This is a genomic window from Glaciecola petra, from assembly GCF_031846345.1.
Lineage (GTDB): Bacteria > Pseudomonadota > Gammaproteobacteria > Enterobacterales > Alteromonadaceae > Glaciecola > Glaciecola petra.
Window position 1 is genome coordinate 57,793 of the sequence record NZ_JAVRHX010000008.1, and the last position, 16,686, is coordinate 74,478.

The following is a 16,686-nucleotide window of genomic DNA, read 5'->3' on the forward strand; positions in this document are numbered from 1 at the left end:
TGCGGGTTATTTTAAGCTTACACCATACTCGTACAATTGCTTTTTATTAATACTATAGTGCTCACTTACTACTGCGGCAGCCCGCTTGGGTGGCATGTCGACTAATAGTTGTTTAAGTAAGTCTTTAGCAGCAATAGGAATATCATCGTTATGTTTTTTAGGGCAATAAATCATTAAAACAAATTCACCTTTCTGATGACTTAAGTCAGCCTCAAGCCAATCGAGAATATCGCTTGCTTGTCCAGAAATAAAGGTTTCAAATCGTTTGCTCAACTCTTTCGCTAGTACCATTTTATGATTATTAGGCAGTTGCTCTATGCACATTTCTACGGTGCTTTTGACTCTACGTGGTGATTCATAAAATATGCAAGTCATTGCTAAACTTATACACTCTTGCAAAGCCTCAAGCTTAGCCTTTTGCTTGACAGGTAAAAAACCCTGAAATGTGAATTTATCAGTTGGTAGACCTGAGGCTGACAGTGCTGTAACTAGGGCGCAGGGCCCAGGTAAGGCAATAACATTTAGCCCTTTCTGCCGACAAGTATTGACTAAAGTATAGCCGGGATCACTAATGAGAGGCGTGCCAGCATCTGATATTAATGCAATAGAAAGGCCTTGCTTTAGTTTTTCAACCAGTGTTTGCGTGCGCTGAGCCTCATTGTGCTCATGTAAACTTATGGTGGATGTCTTTATCGAATAATGTTGAAGCAGTAAACTAGAATGACGAGTGTCTTCTGCCGCAATTAAGTCCACATGCGTCAGTATATCAATGGCTCTTGCACTGATATCTGCTAAATTTCCAATAGGTGTGGGAACTATGTATAAAATACCACTCACTAAACTTTGTCTTTTTTATAATACTTGTGTGTAGTTTACACAAACTAAAGACCAGTTTGCAGGAAATACGCTAGATATTTTAATAAAGGTAAGTAGACTAGAGCTTCTGGATTATTTCAATTGGAGAGTGCAGATTTGATCAATCGACAAGAACATACAACAACGCACTTAGTAGCGAGAGTGCTACCATCAAATATGCCTTGTATCAAATTTGCTTTATTAGCCTTTGTTGGTAGCTTTTTATTTGCCTGCGCAACACCTCAATCGCCCATCATTCAGACTGAAAAACCCTCAATAGAAAAACCTACGATAATTATCGAAGCTGTTGATACCTTGTCAGATAGACTTCTTAACATCGAACAAGATTTCGTCAATTCAGATGATGTTTACGCGCGCAATACAGAATTACTTTCTTTAGCAGAGGAATTGCGTAGCACTGAAAACTGCATAGCGGCCAATATTATTGCCGCTAATATTGAAGCAAGCTTGGTAGATCCCTTAAATATTGTTACAACACAAGTTATAAAAACGGAATGCGTATTAGTGGCAATGGAAAAACCTGAATCGCTAGGCACCCTGAACGATTTGCAATTAGCAGAAGTGGCGAATTGGCTAGAAAACGCGGTTATTGCCAAAGAACAAGTTGGCAATATGACAAGCGATAGTCTTAATACACGTTTAGTGCTAGCACAAGCTAAAGTGCATGGCCTGAGAGGTGAGTACGAGCAAGCCCTTGAGACAATACTAAACTTATCTGCTAACAATACCGTTATGCAAAGCCCTGAAACGATCGCACTTTTATGGAATTGGTATTCACTTTCTTCCAGTCAAATTCAACAAAAATTGTCTGCAAATTATGACGTATTAAATGGTTTTTTAGATTTAATTCAATTAAGCCAAGACCCAAGTTTGGACGACACGCTTAGACAGAACAATATTCGAGCATGGCTACAAACACAAAGTACCCTTCCGATTGCCACGTATACTCCAAAACAAATAACTCAATATCTAGAAGTACAAAGCGGTCTAAAGCAAAAAATCGCCATATTACTGCCTTTATCAGGCCGACTGTCTGGACAAGGAAACGCAATATTACAAGGCGTTGTCACTGCCTATTTAGAAAAAAATAAATTATTAAACGTAGCAAATCATACTGAAATTGAAATTGTCGATACAGGCTCTGATCCCCTTATAGATGAAGCGATTAATGCACAGAGCCTCGCTAAATTTGATACTATTATAGGCCCCTTATTACAGTCACACATTAGGCAAGTTAGACAATTTGAACTTATCGATAAAAAACAAATATTCCTCAATCAGAGCGATCAAAACGAGACCAATAATCCACTTGTTGCATATTTCGCCCTTTCTCCTGAACAAGAAGCTCAGCAGTTATCTCAATTAATGCGTGACCGCAATATCCAAAATCCGATTATCGTTAGTGATCAATCGAGCATGGCAAATAGAATGTCAGAAGCGTTTATTACTTCGTGGCAACAAAACCAAAAACCCGGTGCACAAAATGTACAACAAATTAGCTACACCGATAACAAAAATATGCGAATTGGCATCACCGCTGCGCTCGACGTTCTGCAAAGCCAAAGACGTATCGAGCAAATAAATAACCTTTCGGAAGATCCAGTTTTTAGTGTTACGCGGAATCGCCGAGATGTGGATGCATTTGTTGTTTTTGCGCGACCTGACGAAGTAGAGCTTATCAATCCAATCATAGAATCTAGCATTAGTTTATTTAGTGATGAGAAAGTATTGGTATTTGCGACTTCGTACAGTTATGACCATAAGCAAAGCAAAAACAGTCAACGTGACCTCAGGAATTTAGTTTTTATTGATATGCCGTGGGTACTTCCGGATGGCCGCGAGACTACTCTTTCCAAGCAAATTGATGAACATTTGAATCAGCCATCAACCAGTTTCTTAAGACTGTTTGCTTTTGGTTTCGATGCCCTCAATATAGCCAATAATATTGTGCAATTAAACGCGTTTAATCACATACAAGTAAAAGGGTTAACCGGAACGATATCGATTAAAAAAGGACAAACACTGCAACGTTCACTGTCTGGATTAATGATTTCAGCTAGTGAATAGTCTATGTTTGAACACATCAAAAACATTAGGCGATGATGCAGAAAAGCGCGCCAAAGCTTTTTTACTAGCAGAAGGCTTGGAATTTATAGAACAAAACTTCCGTGTAAAAGTGGGTGAGATTGACTTAATTTTTAAACAACAGAACCAATGGGTGTTTGTAGAGGTCAAATATAGGTCGAATGCTGAACATGGCGTAGCCGCAGAATACTTTACGCCAAGCAAACGCAGTAAAATGAATCGAGCAATAATGTGCTATTTACAGCAACATAATTTAAACTTACACCATACAAGCTTACGCATAGACGTAATTGCCATAGACGATAAAAAATTAACTTGGCTAAAAAATGTTTAACAAGCCACAAGCACCAGGCAGAGAATTTAAAGTATGCTAGAAAATATTAAAAAGAACTTCACTGAGAGCATTCAAACCAAAATTGCGGCTGCAGAAGCATTGCCTGAATCAATTGAAAAAGGCGCAAAAATGATGATTGAAGCACTCATCAGAGGCAATAAAATATTGTCCTGTGGTAACGGTGGTTCAGCGGGGGATGCGCAACATTTTTCTTCAGAATTATTAAATAGATACGAACGTAATCGACCATCTTTGCCGGCAATGGCACTCACCACCGATAGTTCGACTATCACTTCCATTGCCAATGATTTTTCTTATGATGAGGTATTTTCAAAGCAGGTCAAAGCCTTAGGGCAAGCAGGCGATATTTTACTGGCTATTTCTACCAGTGGTAATTCCGCTAATGTCATCAATGCAATGCAAGCAGCTCTCACCAGAGACATGACTATTGTAGCTCTTACCGGAAAGGATGGTGGAGAAATGGCAGGCTTTTTAGGCGAAAATGATGTAGAAATTAGGGTGCCTTCATCTCGTACAGCCCGCATTCAAGAAGTACATTTGCTAGTTATTCATAATTTATGCGAAAGTATCGACAATGCATTATTCCCTATATCCCATGGAGACTAGCGAAATATGTCAGCAAATAAAATAATATTCACGTTTTGTCTATTCATTGTTTTGTCGCAGTTGACTGCTTGTGTGTCTGCGGTAGCCGTCGGCGCAGCCGGTACAGCAGCGGTAACAACTAGTGACCGACGCACCCTAGGTACGCAAATCGACGATAAAACCACGAGCGCTAGAGTCAGCACTGCTATCAATAAAATTGCCGACATTGAAGAACTCGCAGATATTAGCGTAAACGTATATAACGGCCAAGTATTGTTAACGGGCCAATCTAGTACTCAATCTTTAATCGATTCAGCAGCACAGGCAGCAGAATCAGTTCAACATGTGCTAAAAGTGCATAATCAAATTAGACTAGGCCAACCTATCGCGACAACATCGACGGTAAATGATATTTGGTTAGGAACAAAAATCAGGGCACTTATGTCAACCAACAAAAGAGTTCCATTATTAAAACTAGACTTAATTGTCGAAGACAGTGAAGTGTTCATAATGGGTAGGCTGACAAAGGCAGAAGCATCTGCCGCTGTAGACCTTGTTCGCAATGTCGATGGAGTCACTAAAGTTATTCGAGTGATGGAATTGGTCAATTAAGCCCTTTAGTGCAATAACATGGAGGAATTTTCGCCTTTATTCTCCTTATACTCATTTTTTTGGTTGATTTCCAATCCGAGCAATTATATTTACTACAAGATTTTCTAATTGCTTCTCCTTTAATTTAATTATACCCTATTTCTACTTTAGTATAATTTATGCGCTTCAGTTTGAAGAGCAAAAATGATTTTGGCGCACAGGGATGATTAGGTTGAAGAATGCACTATTATCAATAGTCTATTGTCTGACTTTGGTTGCATGTGGTGGCGGTGGCGATTCAGCCCCAACACGGAGCGCAGATAACCCAATTCAACTTCCACCATCCATTAATGTATGGGAGCCTTTAGTTCCACAATACACCGGAAGTAGAAGTACTTTTGAAATCACAAAAGCGAATGCCTCCCCGTTGATACTAGACCTCACTTCAATTTTTGATCTTTTGCAGTCACTTTCGTACGACCAATGGTTCAACCAGTTAAAATTATATGAAGCTAATGCAGAAACCTTTAACCTGAGCGAAGAACCTACCTGCCAATCAGGCTCCACAAATACCGAAACTGATACTGGCAGAAGTAGAGCAACCGTTACTTATAATAATTGCTCAATTGATGGCGTAATAGTTCATGGAGTAATTAGAATTTTTGCGTCAGGACCTGAATCTGACCCTTTAAGTATCTTTACCACAAACTTAGACATTGAAGTTAGAGAAGCTTCAGAAACTCTTTTTTTTGCAGGGCACTATAAAAAATATTTAAACGAACGAGCAGTATTTCAACTTGCAATAGATGGTAATGATGAAGAGCAAATCTATTTCGAAAATTTTGCAGTAGGCGACCCTATTGACGAAGTTTTTAGACGCATTGAATACAATGGCGATGTGTACTTTGCTAACTCGGGAAAACTGTCCATTGTCACAACATCTTATGAAAATTTGGAATCCAACAAGCGTCGAATAAACTTATCTTTCATAGGCGACAAAACGCTCTCTGTTGAAGCAATTCTTCAAGAAACTATGACTATTTCTATAGAGGGCATATCAGATACTCTCACGATCCCGTTAAGTCTAGATTTTGACCCGCCTCCGGAGCAAGTGGCACCAATTGCAATTGTATCCGTAGGAGAAGCAATTGAATACGGTGATACTTTGTCCATAGATGCTAGCGCCTCACGTGATGCTAACTTTGAATTTCTTAATTACTCGTGGGACATAGTGAACACTGTTAACGGCGCCGTTACAAATATTAGTGATAATTCTGCTTCAGTTATTACTTTCACAAGCGACAAACCCGGTAATTATCAGATTGTTTTTACTGTCTCCGATGGTTCTGGTTTATCAGACCAGCAAGTAATTGATTTTAGAGTCAAGCAAAAACCACCAATAGCGGAGATAGAATTAGTAAAAGCTAACTATAAATACGGCGAAGCAATTACCGCAGAAGTAAAAACATCGAATGTCGAGCTAGATGGTCCGTTCGAATATATTATTGAGTATGGTCCATCGAACATCAGAGTCGACAGCAATGGAGCTATTATTTGGGACGGTCTCTTACCCAATTTCGGTCAAGATTTAAATGTCTACTTTGGCATTCAAGTTTCTAATCAAGATGCGTCGACAATAGTAGAGTCATCAATAATAATGCAACCAACAGAAATGCCGACATCTACTCCAATACTCGTAAAGCCCAACTCTAATGTAACCTTAGGTAATTATGAAGATTTGTTTGTGAAAGATATATTATCGTCAGCTTTTAGTATAGACAACGGCATGATAATCGAAAAGGTTTCAAAGTTACCCAAAAGCCTGCTCAGACATAGCAATATATTTGTAAAATCTCATGATTACGACGGTGATGGTATTAGTGATTTTTGGTTCTTAATGTCAACCGAGAATGAAGACGTCTATGACATTGTCGTGAGTAATGGGAATACTCTTTCTATTGAAACGCTTGGTGAAATCGAAATTCAAAGTGACGATTTTGTATCTGATGTTGATCTAGATTTTTTTGACATCTCTAATGACGGTATCGACGATATATTTGTTTATAATAGAAGAATTAACCCTCTTAAAACTGTGATTAACCCTATCTCTGGCGATTACCTTTACAAAGGAGAAATAGAAGAGTGGGCAGATATTCTCCCAAGAAATACAAATATTAGCGGGCAACTTTGTGACATTGATGATGATGGCCTTAACGAAACATACATTAGTTCAGGTCAGTTCCATTTTGTCGCTAATTTTGCAGACAAAAAAGTGACAACTGAGCAAATTCAAATAGAAGATTCCTCGAGGATCTATTCACTCAACGACGATACAGGCAAAGTATCTTGCTATATGCTGGTCATTAACATTTTTTCTGAACCAGACACTGAGAGCGACATATACCTTTACAATGTTAAAACGGGTAACAAAACTTATATCCCTAACTCTTCATTTTTCGCATCAGATGATGAAGAAATACGGGTTCTTTCCGCAACCCCCGTTAACTTAGATGATGACTTATCATCAGAAGTATTAATTAGAATTGCAAAAAATAATCTAATCAGCTTTGAAACCACCTACAACGCAGTTATAGTTGATAATGTACACGACCAAAAACCAAACTTTTACCTAGTTAATAATGACTTCAAAAATAACGAGTACGGGTATGCGTTCATGGATATTTTTGGTGATTCAAAAAAAGAAATTATATTTTCTGAACCACAGTCTCTTATTATTAATGGACGCGATTTTGGATTTTCGGGAAATAGTGTTGAAAAAGCATATTCCCTTATAAACGATGAGTTTGAACAAATTGCTACGTCAAATTCTATTTCAGTTCCTTTGAGTAGTTCATATTATTGGGGAGCAGATAACAGTCTTTCTCTCGGGCAAAAAACGTTAGTACAGCTAAAGGACAGTAAAAAAACGTTTGTTGCTCCAACAAGCGAAAGTACTGCATTACTCATAGCCGAAGGAAATCAGGTTGTTAAATATAACTATAATTTCAATGAAACTGATGGTTCTACTTCGCTACATAAATTAACATTTGAGAATGTCCTGCAATGGGAATCAGGCCCGATATCAATTGAAAATCACAGCATTGATGAAGTTATACCAATTACAGAGAAGTTTTTATTGATAATTGGCTCAATACGGGACCCATTCCTCACTATTATTGACAGGAGTAGCGGAGAGATTTTATTCACTTCTGAAAAATCCGAGTATGTTATTAACAATGAAGATTTATTAAAATATTATCGCGATGGAGCATGGTATATCCCAATAGTCTCGGTAGATAATTCAAGAGATGGAAAATTTCTTGAATTAAAAGAAGATGGTACAGTTAGTGCAATAACTAATGATCAAATCACTTCATTTTTTTCTGAATTCACTCAAAGAGACTTTTTTGGTTTTACTCAAGTAGACAAGGATCCACAAGCAGAATTGGTAAGGTACCAAGTTGACGGTATTGACGAGACTCTTTTGTTCATGGATATAAAGTCGTTCACCATCGAAGAACGAAGTTTATTGAATAAAGCTGAAACGGTAAGGAACAAAGGACTAACAAATAGGGTGTTAGATAAAGGTAACTGTTTACCATGGGCGCTTGATTGTAGGAATTATATTGTTAACACGAACTCACTGGACGCCGCAAGCGCCAGCAAGTTCTTTACAGCAGAAATGGACAAAAGAAATGGCAAAACTATTTGGCAAACAAGCAATCGTTCTGAAGCTCTACTAGGGTTTGAAGTAAGGTTTGTAGACAATAAGGTCGTTTATCTTGCTCATAGTAATGGTAATTGGTTTATTGTAGAGTAACTATTAATTAGACGCCGTAAGGGCTCGTCTAACTCAGTTTTCATAAATTGGAAAATATTGCCGAAAACTGACACTATGTTTTAAACTATTCAAGTCTATGAGCTTTTAAAAACGCCATGTTAACCCAAGTTGAATAGTGGAAGGATCATAGCCTAGTTCATTTATCATGCCACCGTTTTGTTCTCCATCTAGCTCAGCGCTGGCAACTTTGCTGTATCTGTATTCCAGATCAAAACTTAGCTGTTTATTTAATCGATAAGCGACCCCTATAAACCCTTGAATCGCTGTTTCACCGCTACCCGAATATGATAGTTCGATACCTTTTGTTTCAAGATCAATGTCGATTTCTTGCACCCAGCCTAAGCCTGCACCGAGATAATATTGCCATTTATCGTCCCAATCAAACCAGTATGTTCCATTTAAGTAAAACAAGTTAGAGGCGTAATTACCTTCTTCATAAAAGCTTGCATCTGGCAAGGTCGTATTAGATTCATTAGTCCGATACTCCCAAAATATTTCAACTGCGAAGTTATCATTGTAAAAGTAACCAAATCCAATACCTCCATTTAAACCACTATCTACATCTACAATAATTGAGCCATTTGTTTGACCAACCCCATTACTTTGACCTACAGTATCAGACAGTGAACTGACCCCCACTACGGGTCTAATAAAAAATTCTCCTGAGTTAGCTAAAACACTTTGATGAATACACAAAAAAAATATGAAAGTTATAAACCGCATTTACATTCTCCTGAAAAGTTCATATGTATTATAGGCTGTGGCCAAGCGCTTAGTTTTCGTTTATGTATGAATGGGCATATTCATGCACCAATGGGCAATTTCTATTGAAACGCTATTTTGATTTTGGCTCTGTACGACCTTTTCAATACTTTTTTGGTCTTGCAGGTATACTAGGAGTTATCTTCGCTTTTATATCAGAAAACGAGCAAAGGTTTTTTGTTATGCATTTGGCCTTATGGATGTTGCAAACACTAGGGCCAATCGCAATACTTGTTTACACACATATCGGCCTCCATAAACTACGCTTTTTCGATGAAAAAAATGCTTGGTTAAAACTGTTAGTGTCAGGCATTATTGGTGCTGCTATTTTTTCACCAATTGCTTTATGTTTAGATGTTCTTTGGGGTAATGATAGTTTACCAAACAACCTAAACAAGCTCGTTTATTTATGGCTTGATGAATTGTTAGGTGTTATCCCTCCCATCACTATATCTTGGATAGCAATAAATGCTCCATGGTTGTTAGGATATAAATTAATCACTGCTAATATTGAAAGCTCCGAAAAGCAAGAATTAATCGCTCCAAAATTAGAAATTGATAAAAACAGCGCCAATAAAGATGATTTCCTTCTACCAATTAATCAAGATACTTTAGGGGAGATTATTTACTTAAAGTCTGAATTGCATTATTTATTAGTGGTTGGTACCAAAGGTAAAGATCTTATTTTATATAATTTGCGTGATGCTATACAGAATATTCCTGGCCATTTGGGAGCTCAAGCGCATCGTTCTTATTGGGTCACTTATTCACATATTACGAAGGTCATTAAACAAGGTAGACAAGCCAAGATTGTCATGTCTAATGGAGCCGAAATTCCAGTTAGTAGAAATAATATTGAATTGTTTTCAGCTTATTTATAGACAATTAGGCATTTTTAACAAGGAGTCAACTCAATCCAAACAAAGCCAGCATCAACTTACAAAAAACCATTATGGCATGGAATACTATTGGTAGCAGGTGGCGCAATAGGTGCTGGTATGTTTGCCTTGCCGATGGTGTCGGCAGGCCCATGGTTTTTGTGGGCAAGCTTAGGATTTTTGTTAGTGTGGTTAGTAACATATTTGTCGGCCTCACTATTCGCTAAAGTCAATATCAGCTTAGTTGAAAACCCTAAAACCTCCTTAAATGTAATGCACAGTTTTAGCTCCTTGGTAAGTTACGTCTTAGGTAAACCGTGGGCACGAGCGAACAATCTATGCATTATTTTTATTATGATGATACTCATGTACGCTTACACGACTGCCGGTGCCAGTATTATACAAAGCAGTTTTTCGGCCATAAACATTGAGACAAGCCCCAGTAGCAGAGCATGGTTGAGTTTATGCTTTGCTCTCGCTACTGGTACTATTGTATTAATAGGCACCACTTTTGTTAGTCGCATTATGTTGGGTCTAATGTTGGCTATGTTAATCAGTTTTATCATTGCGATGTTTGGCATTTATCCAAATTTGCAGGTTGAAAAGTTGTTCATGGCAAAGGGGGCGAACTCAGTATATTTGCTCGCAGCCATCCCTGTTTATGTCACTGCCTTTGCATGCACAGGTTTAGTGCCAAGTTTGGTGAGGCATTATGAAAACCAAAACGCTAAGGTCAATAAATGTATTTTTTGGGGAACATTATTAGCTTTATTCGTATATTTAATTTGGTTAACTGCTACATTAGGTAGCATTGGGCGTGACGGTTTTTTGCAAATAGTAAAGGGAGGAAGTGATCTTGGGACACTAAATAAAGCCTTAGTTGACGCAGGTAGCAATCCCAACATACAGGGACGCCTGAGTTTATTTTCACACTGCGCAATCATTACTTCATTCTTGAGTGTGGGCCTTGGACTATTTCATTTTATTCAAGACCGTTTATCTCTTAATAAAACCTTTAGAGACAAAAGTTTAGCAGCGAGTATTTGTTTTGTGCCACCGGCCATAGCAAGTTTCTTTTTTCCCTATGGATTTGTACATGCAATCGCTTATGCAGGTATGTTTGTTGCCTTTAGTTTTTTTATTTTACCGGGTATTTTGGCGCTTAGCGTATTTAAAAATCAACATAGACCTTTACTAAAAACACAAAGTTACCTCGCTATCATCTTTGGCGTTTTGATTATTATTTTGAAAATAGCAATGACGTTATCATTATTGCCTACATTCAGATAGTGAAGCCTAAAAGAAATTTATCGCCAAGTCTTATTATACAACTTGGTTATTTAACGATTCTTAGACCCGGTTTCTTTTTGGCTTGCTTTGAGCCTTTGGGATCATTCGGATCGTCATCTTCAGGTGTATCGTCGGATTTTGTATTATCAGCAGGACTGCTGGTAGTTGATGTCGCTAGAGATAAATTGGGTGATTGTTTCTTCTCTTCAGGAGATTCTGGAACTGTAATATCAATATTTTCGTCCATCACCACTTCAGGATCTGTAAATACCGTTCCTGCGCCGTTCTCTCTAGCATAAATTGCACCAACGGCAGCACATGGGAATGAAACTAACATTGGTTTCCCAGAAAAGCGAGCTTGAAAGTTAACCATTTCAGTATCAATAGTGAAATTCACACATGCAGAAGGAGACACATTCAATACAATTTGTCCATCATTCACAAATTGCTGAGGAATAGTGACGTCTGGAAAATCAGCATTAACCACCATATAAGGCGTTAATTGATTGTCAACTATCCAATCAAAAAACGCTTTCAATAAATATGGCTGATTAGGTGTCATTGCCTGCATGCTAATTTTCCAATATAGCCTTTACTACCCATTAAAGCGGGTTGTGGATTTCTCTTTCTTGATCAGTTAACGAGGCTTTGAAAGAACCACGTTCAAAGATACGCTTCATGTACGCAACTATATCGCGGCTACCTTGACCTGTTAACTCAATATCTAGTGCCGGCAAACGCCAAAGCAAAGGAGCCAAATAACAATCAACAAGACTAAACTCTTCGCTCATGAAATAATCAGTTTCGGCAAATACAGGTGCAAGCGATAATATTGCTTCTCTAAGCTCCTGTCTCGCTTCGTCAGCTCCCTGTTCATTTCGAAATACGCGCGCAGCAAGTGAATACCAATCTTGTTCAATTCTGTGCATCATAAGGCGACTCTTGCCGCGAGAAACAGGATAAACTGGCATTAACGGTGGGTGAGGAAAGCGCTCATCCAAATATTCCATAATGATATGTGACTTGTATAAAACTAATTCACGATCAACTAAGGTAGGAACCGTACCGTAAGGGTTTAGCTCTAACAGCTCTTCATTAATCTGACTAGGATCGGTGAATATAATTTCGACGCCGACACCCTTTTCAGCCAATACAATGCGAACCTGATGTGAATAAATGTCGATGTTGTCTGAAAACATCGTCATAATTGAACGTTTATTTGTGGCTACAGCCATTGAAACCTCCGCATTCCTTGTAGAATAATCCCAAACAGCACACAATTCATGCGCGAAAAGTACTTTTACCTACAGGAAATGATAAATACAAAATATATAAAAAGGGGCACTTGCTTGTAGCATGTACCCCTTAAAAAAGACCGGCAATTGTATACTATTACTTAAGATCTCGCCAGTAATCTTTCTTCAATAGGTAAGCAAATATAAAGAATATCACGATAAATATAAGCACGCCTTTACCAATTTCTTGGGACTGAAGCTTTGCTGGCTCACCAGTGTACTCCAAGAAGTTGACTAAATCTCTTATCGCGTTGTCATATTCGTCTGCTGTCATTTGTCCGCCGCTAGCTTGAAGACCAACATAAACATCTTTCATCGATCCGTCTACCATACGCTGTTCGTATGTTTTGCGTGGCGTACCTTGCAAACTTTCTAACACATGCGGCATACCAACGTTAGGAAATACTTCGTTGTTCACACCAAAGGTTTTACCCTCTTCTGCGTAGAAGGTTCTCATGTAAGTATAAATCCATTCTGGGCCACGTACACGAGCGACCAGCGTTAAATCGGGTGGCGGTGCACCAAACCATGTTGCCGAATTCTCTGCAGGCATGGGCGACGTAATGTAGTCAGACACCTTGACACCTGTAAACTGAAGGTATTTTTGACCAAGTTCTTCAGGAATCTCTAAGTCATTGAATGTGCGCTGATACCGTTGATACTGCATTTGGTGGCAACCAAGGCAATAATTCATGAACATCTTTGCACCATTTTGCAATGAAGCTTTATCAGTTAAGTCTATCTCAGGATCATCTAGTGGAATAGATGGGCCCGCAGCAAAAGCGACACTTGGCACGAATAATAATAATGCTATCCATTTTTTCATCGTGGGATCCTCGCTGGCACAGGCTTGGTTTGTTCATTTTTAGAATATATAAACAAGGCAATAAAGAAAGCAAAATAGAACACTGTTGCAAATTGTGACGCAACAATTTTCCAGTTTTCTTGAGGTGTTCCACCTAGATACCCTAGGAATATAAACACAATGGCAAAAAATATTAAGTTAGCTTTGTGTAAGCCACTTCTGTAACGCCACGACCTCACGTTACTGCGGTCAAACCAAGGTAACGCAAACAGGAACGCAATGGCACTAAACATGGCAATAACGCCCATAAGTTTATCAGGTACCGCTTTTAGTATCGCGTAGAAAGGTGTGAAGTACCAAACAGGGAAAATATGCTCAGGTGTTTTCAGTGGATTGGCAATTTCAAAGTTTGGTTTTTCTAAGAAGTACCCGCCCATTTCTGGCGCAAAGAACATGATGTAACAGAAAGCGAATAAGAAGATACTAAACGCCACCAAGTCTTTCAGTACAATATGCGGGAAGAATGGCACCACATCGTCAGCAATATCATACTTCTTCGTGTAGTACTCATGGATCTCAAATTTCGTTTTATCTTCTTCAGGCAAGCTTCCTTTAGGATGCTTAACATTTACGCCATCAGGGTTATTAGAGCCTACTTCGTGCAGCGCTATAATGTGCAAGAATACTAGAATTACAATTACTAGTGGCAGTGCAATAACATGCAGGGCAAAGAATCTATTTAGAGTAGCACCAGAGATTACATAATCACCTTGAATCCACTCTACTAAATCTGGACCAATCACTGGAATAGCACTAAACAGAGAAACAATTACTTGTGCTCCCCAATATGACATTTGACCCCATGGTAATACATATCCCATGAACGCTTCAGCCATAAGCGCCAAATAAATTAGCATACCGAATATCCACAATAATTCGCGTGGTTTTTGGTATGACCCGTATATCATGCCGCGGAACATATGCATGTATACAACGACAAAGAATGCCGAAGCACCAGTACTATGCATGTAGCGTATTAACCAGCCATATTCGACTTCACGCATAATATACTCGACCGAAGCAAATGCGCGTTCAGCGGAAGGTTCAAAACTCATGGTTAACCAGATACCGGTTACAATTTGGTTAACAAGAACAATGGTTGCTAAGAAGCCAAACACATACCAGAAGTTCATATTGCGTGGCGCAGGATACTGAATAGCATGCATGTTCGCTACGCGCATCATTGGGATGCGTTGCTCAATCCAATTCATAAATGCATTCATTAAGCAGACTCCTCGTCAGAACCAATTAATATGGTATTGTCATCTAGGTACATGTGAGGAGGTACCACCATGTTAGATGGCGCCGGAACGCCCGAAAATACTCGACCAGCCATATCAAACTTAGAACCATGACACGGACAGAAAAATCCTTCAGGAATACCTTCAGCATATTGCGCAAAATCACCATCCACTAAATGTTGTGGTGAACAACCCAAATGCGTACATATACCAACTAATACTAGATATTCTTCCTTACGCGAACGATATTGATTTTTTGCGTATGTTGGTTGTTGCTCAACATCAGACTCTGGATCACTTAACTCGCCTTCGAGGGCGCCTAAAGAAGCGAGTAACTCTGGTGTTCTTCTTACAATCCATACTGGCTTGCTTCGCCACATGACACGTATTAGCTGGCCAACCTGGATACCACTGATGTCGACTTCAACATCGGCGCCAGCTGCCTTAGCCCGCGCACTGGGTTGCCAAGAAGCAACAAATGGCACTGCAGCACCAATTACACCTACAGCACCAACCACAGAGGTTGCTACAGTTAAAAATTTACGTCTATTGCTGTCAGACGGACTTTGTTGCGCCGATTCTTTCGCATCAACAGGTACATCGCTCATCAACTATTCTCCGAAGGGTTGCCTAAGGTTTTTCACTTAGATTTTTACTTTCGTTGTATGTTATCGCCCGTTCAAGTGTTAACTAAAATAAAGCTTGAAACAAACTGAACAAAACATCCAATAAAATTTTAACGCGTATGGTAAAAGAAAACACTTACTAAATACAAGGAATTACTGCTAAAAACCTCATTATTTGACTAATTTCAGTCAAGTATTTTGCACAGCATTGATCAAAAGCACTATTCGACCGTAGCGTAATCGATATAAGCGCAATACTGAAAGTTGTTTCACCACTATTTTAATTAAAATTTGGATAAAAATAAGACACCGATGATTGCTTCGTATCTGAATATGAAATGTTGTTGAACCTAAATATTAAATTAGCATGTAATACTCAAAAAGCAGGATGGACTAACAACCCGCTATAAAAGCAGCTAAAAGGAACTTTGTTATCTAAATAGATTGGGCAATAAACAAAAAAACCCAGCAAATGCTGGGTTTTTAAAGTAACAATACGAATTAACGTTTTGAGAACTGAGGACGCTTACGCGCTTTATGCAGACCAACTTTCTTACGTTCAACTTGACGAGCGTCACGAGTAACGAAGCCAGCTTTGCGTAGTGCAGGGCGAAGAGTTTCATCAAACTCCATAAGCGCACGAGTAATACCGTGGCGAATTGCACCTGCTTGTCCTGATATACCACCACCCGTTACGGTGACGTATAAATCAAACTTTTCAGTCATTTCTACTAGTTCTAGAGGTTGCTTAACGATCATTCTTGCCGTTTCGCGACCAAAAAATTCATCCAATGGGCGTTTGTTTACAACTATGTTGCCACTGCCTGGACGAAGGAAGACACGAGCCGTAGAGCTTTTACGACGACCTGTACCATAATATTGAGTATCTGCCATGTTAATCGCTCCTTAAATATCCAAAACTTGCGGCTGTTGTGCTTGATGCGTATGCTCTGGACCAACAAAAACTTTCATTTTGCGGAACATTGCACGACCCAGTGGGCCCTTCGGTAACATACCTCTGACAGCACTTTCAATAACCATTTCTGGTCTTTTCTTGATAAGTTGTTCAAACGTTGCTTCTTTCAAGCCGCCTGGATAACCAGAATGTTTGTAATACACTTTACCTCTTGCTTTATTGCCAGTTACAGTAATTTTTTCTGCATTAACAACAACAATATAATCGCCAGTATCCACGTGTGGTGTGTACTCAGCTTTATGTTTTCCACGCAATCTGCTTGCGATTTCGACCGCTAAACGGCCTAAGGTTTTGTCTGCGGCGTCTACCACATACCAGTCGCGTTCAACGCTTTCTGGCTTTGCAACAAAAGTCTTCATTTAAATTCACCCGAATTAATATTAAAAAAGTTAACTATATCAACGCATTAGCCCCTTCGAA

At 38.9% G+C, this 16,686-nt stretch carries 16 protein-coding genes; 7 read left to right on the forward strand and 9 right to left on the reverse strand.

The genetic code is table 11. From position 1 onward, the window contains the following. Positions 1–6 precede the first annotated feature (6 nt). Positions 7–837 (reverse strand): 16S rRNA (cytidine(1402)-2'-O)-methyltransferase, encoded by an 831-nt coding sequence (rsmI, locus tag RM552_RS17055; protein WP_311370092.1) that lies wholly within the window; start codon positions 835–837, stop codon positions 7–9. Positions 838–972: 135 nt separating this feature from the next. Here rsmI and RM552_RS17060 point away from each other — a divergent pair, with 135 nt between their 5' ends. The 5 genes from RM552_RS17060 (at position 973) to RM552_RS17080 (ending at position 8,312) form a co-directional block, all read left to right on the forward strand. Then, a complete protein-coding gene (locus RM552_RS17060; protein WP_311370093.1) occupies positions 973–2,943 on the forward strand; it encodes a penicillin-binding protein activator in 1,971 nt (656 codons plus the stop codon). Positions 2,944–2,950: 7 nt separating this feature from the next. After that, positions 2,951–3,295: a YraN family protein gene (locus RM552_RS17065; RefSeq protein WP_311370094.1), complete on the forward strand. Its 345-nt coding sequence runs from the start codon at positions 2,951–2,953 to the stop codon at positions 3,293–3,295. Between the two features lie 33 nt (positions 3,296–3,328). Next, positions 3,329–3,922 (forward strand): phosphoheptose isomerase, encoded by a 594-nt coding sequence (locus tag RM552_RS17070; protein ID WP_311370095.1) that lies wholly within the window; start codon positions 3,329–3,331, stop codon positions 3,920–3,922. A 6-nt stretch (positions 3,923–3,928) separates the two neighbouring features. Continuing rightward, complete coding sequence (locus RM552_RS17075) at positions 3,929–4,513, forward strand: BON domain-containing protein (RefSeq protein WP_311370096.1); 585 nt, start codon at positions 3,929–3,931, stop codon at positions 4,511–4,513. A 202-nt stretch (positions 4,514–4,715) separates the two neighbouring features. Continuing rightward, on the forward strand, positions 4,716–8,312 hold the full coding sequence (locus tag RM552_RS17080) for a PKD domain-containing protein (protein WP_311370097.1): 3,597 nt from the start codon (positions 4,716–4,718) through the stop codon (positions 8,310–8,312). A gap of 105 nt (positions 8,313–8,417) precedes the next feature. Here RM552_RS17080 and RM552_RS17085 read toward each other — a convergent pair whose 3' ends face one another. Further along, positions 8,418–9,056: an outer membrane protein gene (locus RM552_RS17085; RefSeq protein ID WP_311370098.1), complete on the reverse strand. Its 639-nt coding sequence runs from the start codon at positions 9,054–9,056 to the stop codon at positions 8,418–8,420. A gap of 104 nt (positions 9,057–9,160) precedes the next feature. Here RM552_RS17085 and RM552_RS17090 point away from each other — a divergent pair, with 104 nt between their 5' ends. Both RM552_RS17090 and RM552_RS17095 read left to right on the forward strand, forming a co-directional pair. Next, positions 9,161–9,976, forward strand: a complete 816-nt coding sequence (locus RM552_RS17090; protein ID WP_311370099.1) for a LytTR family DNA-binding domain-containing protein — start codon at positions 9,161–9,163, stop codon at positions 9,974–9,976. 33 nt (positions 9,977–10,009) lie between these two features. Further along, positions 10,010–11,263 (forward strand): amino acid permease, encoded by a 1,254-nt coding sequence (locus RM552_RS17095; protein ID WP_311370161.1) that lies wholly within the window; start codon positions 10,010–10,012, stop codon positions 11,261–11,263. A 46-nt stretch (positions 11,264–11,309) separates the two neighbouring features. Here the strand turns inward: RM552_RS17095 and RM552_RS17100 are convergent, their stop codons facing one another. From RM552_RS17100 to rplM, 7 genes are all read right to left on the reverse strand, one after another. After that, positions 11,310–11,834, reverse strand: a complete 525-nt coding sequence (locus RM552_RS17100) for a ClpXP protease specificity-enhancing factor (protein ID WP_311370100.1) — start codon at positions 11,832–11,834, stop codon at positions 11,310–11,312. Positions 11,835–11,865: 31 nt separating this feature from the next. Further along, entirely contained in the window at positions 11,866–12,498 is a 633-nt protein-coding gene (gene sspA / locus RM552_RS17105; protein WP_311370101.1) for a stringent starvation protein SspA, read from the reverse strand. A gap of 157 nt (positions 12,499–12,655) precedes the next feature. Then, a complete protein-coding gene (locus RM552_RS17110; protein ID WP_311370102.1) occupies positions 12,656–13,384 on the reverse strand; it encodes a cytochrome c1 in 729 nt (242 codons plus the stop codon). Continuing rightward, the gene (locus tag RM552_RS17115; protein WP_311370103.1) at positions 13,381–14,646 is read right to left on the reverse strand and encodes a cytochrome b; all 1,266 of its coding nucleotides are present in this window, start codon (positions 14,644–14,646) and stop codon (positions 13,381–13,383) included. Before RM552_RS17115 ends, RM552_RS17110 begins: the two co-directional genes overlap by 4 nt. Beyond that, positions 14,646–15,272 (reverse strand): ubiquinol-cytochrome c reductase iron-sulfur subunit, encoded by a 627-nt coding sequence (gene petA, locus RM552_RS17120; protein WP_311370104.1) that lies wholly within the window; start codon positions 15,270–15,272, stop codon positions 14,646–14,648. Before petA ends, RM552_RS17115 begins: the two co-directional genes overlap by 1 nt. Positions 15,273–15,791: 519 nt before the next feature. Continuing rightward, positions 15,792–16,184, reverse strand: a complete 393-nt coding sequence (gene rpsI, locus RM552_RS17125; RefSeq protein WP_311370105.1) for a 30S ribosomal protein S9 — start codon at positions 16,182–16,184, stop codon at positions 15,792–15,794. Positions 16,185–16,196: 12 nt separating this feature from the next. Next, positions 16,197–16,625, reverse strand: a complete 429-nt coding sequence (gene rplM / locus RM552_RS17130; RefSeq protein WP_311370106.1) for a 50S ribosomal protein L13 — start codon at positions 16,623–16,625, stop codon at positions 16,197–16,199. Positions 16,626–16,686: the final 61 nt, after the last annotated feature.